The 3,235-nt window shown below is 62.3% G+C and carries 4 protein-coding genes; all 4 read right to left on the minus strand.

The window, feature by feature from the left end:
• Positions 1–108: 108 nt before the first annotated feature.
• Positions 109–2,259: an AAA family ATPase gene (locus HQL56_19110; protein ID MBF0311626.1), complete on the minus strand. Its 2,151-nt coding sequence runs from the start codon at positions 2,257–2,259 to the stop codon at positions 109–111.
• Between the two features lie 62 nt (positions 2,260–2,321).
• Positions 2,322–2,549 (minus strand): hypothetical protein, encoded by a 228-nt coding sequence (locus HQL56_19115; protein ID MBF0311627.1) that lies wholly within the window; start codon positions 2,547–2,549, stop codon positions 2,322–2,324.
• 93 nt (positions 2,550–2,642) lie between these two features.
• The gene (locus HQL56_19120; GenBank protein MBF0311628.1) at positions 2,643–3,041 is read right to left on the minus strand and encodes a hypothetical protein; all 399 of its coding nucleotides are present in this window, start codon (positions 3,039–3,041) and stop codon (positions 2,643–2,645) included.
• The coding region (locus HQL56_19125; GenBank protein ID MBF0311629.1) for a recombinase family protein at positions 3,038–3,235 on the minus strand (198 nt) is incomplete at its 5' end. The genes HQL56_19120 and HQL56_19125, both read right to left, overlap by 4 nt.

The raw sequence follows: 3,235 nt of genomic DNA on the forward strand, positions 1-3,235 counted from the left end.
CCTGCGTCCTACCCCCCGATGATCCCAGGGGAAACGGGGAGGTGATCTCCCAGGGATGGCTGTGAGGGACGGCGACATGGGCGGGGCGGTCTCCCAGGTGTTGGCGGCTCACACAAACCCCATTCGCCGTCGTCCTCCCTCCTTGGCCTGGCACTCTTTGTCCAGGGCCGCATAGAGCTGGGCCGGACCGTAAGCGTCTCCCCACATTTCCGCCTGCCACAGGGCCACGGCGAAATCTCCGGGAGCCAGGTTGGACAGGGAACGCACCTTCTGCTCCCAGGCCGCCGCCTCTGCCATGGCCACCCCCCGGATCGCCAGTTCCCGTTGGAACAGGCTCCAGGCCTGGGCCGGGGTCAGCCATTCGAAACGCACCTTGAGGGTGAAACGGCGCATCGACGCCTGATCCAGGTGGGCGTCCAGGTTGGTTGTGGCGACGAAAATGCCCGGAAAGGCCTCCATTTGGGTCAGCATTTCGTTGACCATGGTCACCTCCCACCCGGAGCTGGCCTGGCGGCGATCGGCAAGAAAACTGTCCGCCTCGTCCAACACCAGCAGGGCCTCCCGTTCTTTCGCCTGCCGGAACATGGCGGCCAGGTTCCGTTCGTTGTCGCCTACCCATTTGGACAGCAGGTCAGAAGCGCGTTTGGCGAGGACCGGCAGACCGAGGTTGTCCGCCAGGTGACGGGCCAACTCGCTCTTGCCCGTACCCGGAGGACCGGAAAACAGGAATGAACCACAGGGACGTTTATTCAACGCCCCCGTCAGTCGGGCGAGGTCCACATCCGCGTTGACGAAGGCCGGATCGTACCGCACCACCTTCAACCCCGAACCGGGGGAAGTGGTCTGGCCCAACAAATATCCACTGCGGAGGATGGTCATTTCCGCCATTTTCAGGGCCAGTTCGGCATCCCCCGCAGCTCCGACACGGGCGACGATGGCGGCCTGCTCCAACTGCGCCGGAGTCAGGGCCTCGTTCTCCACCAACCGGGAGAGCCACGCCTCATCGGGTTGGAACTCCCCCAGATATCTCCGTGCCACCGCCAGTCGCACCGGCTTTGGCGGGGTGGGGAACTCCACCGAATAGTTGAAGCGCCGCAGATGGGACCCGTCCAGCTGGGAAGTGTTGGACAACCAAAAGGCCGGAACCCGATTGTGTTCCAGCAGCCCGTTGATCCACGCCTTGCCCACCGTGCCCCGGCGCGAGACCGACTCCCCGAACAAGAATGACAGGGGGGAGTGAAAGGGCAGTACGTCCTCCACCTCGTCGAACAGCAGCATGGCTTTGTCACGCTTGCCCAGAAATCGCTGACACAGGTTGAACCGCTTGAGCCGTTCCGTTCCGATGATGGGATCGCCATCCTCGTTGGAGTTTTGCACCTCGTAGAGGTCCAGACCGAGGGCAGCGGCCAGGGCTTTGGCAAACCCGGTCTTGCCCGTGCCCGGCGCACCGTGAAAAAACAGGTTGACCCCGGCCTTCCGTTCCCGGCTCGCCGACCCAACGTAGGCCATCAGCAAGGCCGCGTGTTTGTCAAGATGAGGAAAATCCGCCATGGTCAAGTCAGTGGGCGTGGAACGCTGCAGAAAACTCGCCATCAGCTTGTCCTGGTCCATGCCGGGGAGCAGCAACAGGGAACCCAACTCAGACATCAGGGTAAGTGCACTTTCGATGTTGAGCTGGAATCCCATTTCGTTAAGTTCCACCAGTCCGGTAGCCAGCAAGGTGGCGTCACGACGCAATGCCCGCATGATCTGTTCCTCGTCGAGGGTAACCATGTCGGCAATGATCCGGGCCAGCATCGCCTTCGTCGGCACCTGCAGGTCAAACTTGGTCACCGGCTTGAATATTTGGGGAAACACCCCCAGGGCCGAGGCGAACAGCAACACCCCCTGCTCACCCTCGTCCAGATCCAATAATCCAGAGAGCAGCCGAATGTTCTTGAACAGCGGCAGGGACCAATCGAGGGGTTTCCTGGAGAGTATTTGCAACCGGCGCTCCACCTTCTTTCGCATGGCCGCGATTTCGGCCAAACCGGGCCTTTGCCGACCGAAGAGGTCCGCTTCCTCCGAATCAGTGTCCACCGGCCTGGGCAGACCGGTGATCGTGACGAGCCCCTCATCCTGCACCAATTCCATCCACTGACCGGCGTTGCTGGGCGAATATAATTTCAATGACAGTTTCAGCAGCCAGCACCCCAACCACGGCTGGTAGGGTTTGAAGGCTTTACCCAGCTGCAACGAATGGTCGATGGTTCGCATCATGACTGCCCCTTTCCTCCGAGGGTCTATGTCTTTGCTCCGTCCGAAAGGAAGTGTCCTTACCTTCACCCCGCCTCACGACGGAGGGAGACCATCACCTCCTCGATCTTCTCCAGTTCCTCGACGATCACCTGCATGACCACGAACAGGGAGGCGGCGGACGGTTGCTCATCGGGGGCCGGGCGGGCGGCGCTGCCGCATTCGGCCACCATGCGCGCCACGGCCAGGGCCTTGGAGAGGCTCAGGTTGATGGTGTCCACCTGTTGCAGGGTCAGGGAATGGGGGGCGTCCATGGCGGTACTCCTGGGCGGGAGGTTGAGAAAACGCCCGGATCATGGCCTGGGTTTTGTGATAACTCAAGTAAATCGACGGATTGGGAAACACCTTCACCGGAACCCCCAAACCTCCCTCTGTTTTGGCCACTCCACGGGAAACGGTCTGGCCAACTCCCTCCAGGTCATGACGTCCGGCTGGCAGTCGTCCAGGATGGTCTCGATGATGTCCGGGGCCAGCAGGGTCAGCCGCAGCACCTTGGCCACGTAGGATTCGTCGATCCGCTCCTGTTCAGCGATCGCACGGATAGAGGCGACCTTGCCGCCCTCCAGCAGGCGCTGCCACTTGTGGGCCTTGGCCACCAGCCTGGCCAGGGTGTCGTCCCTGGGCGGGGGCGTCTCGGCTTCCCTCGGGGCGATGATCAGCTTGCGTCCGCCGCGCCGTTTCAGGCAAACAGGGATGGTGACGATAATCTCCTTGCCGTTCCGGCTCAATTCCGCACTGGTCCTCATGCCGCCACCTCCTCTTTCTGGTTCCAGAGATCGTTCAGTTCACGGGCCAGGGTGTCCAACCCCTCGGCGCGCAGATGCACCTTCACCCCGCCCCTCTCCACCTCCACCCGGGCAATGAGCAGTTGCACCAGCCGCTGCTGCTCCACCGGAAAGAGTTCCTCCCACACCGGGTCGAGCCGCCGCAGGGCCTCGGC

The sequence above is a fragment of the Magnetococcales bacterium genome (genome assembly GCA_015231925.1).
Taxonomy (GTDB): domain Bacteria; phylum Pseudomonadota; class Magnetococcia; order Magnetococcales; family JADGAQ01; genus JADGAQ01.

Bases quoted from the DNA above. Each gene is read 5' to 3' on its own strand.
- HQL56_19120 (MBF0311628.1), bottom strand. From the start codon at position 3,041: ATGAGGACCAGTGCGGAATTGAGCCGGAACGGCAAGGAGATTATCGTC.
- HQL56_19110 (MBF0311626.1), bottom strand. From the start codon at position 2,259: ATGATGCGAACCATCGACCATTCGTTGCAGCTGGGTAAAGCCTTCAAA.
- HQL56_19115 (MBF0311627.1), bottom strand. From the start codon at position 2,549: ATGGACGCCCCCCATTCCCTGACCCTGCAACAGGTGGACACCATCAAC.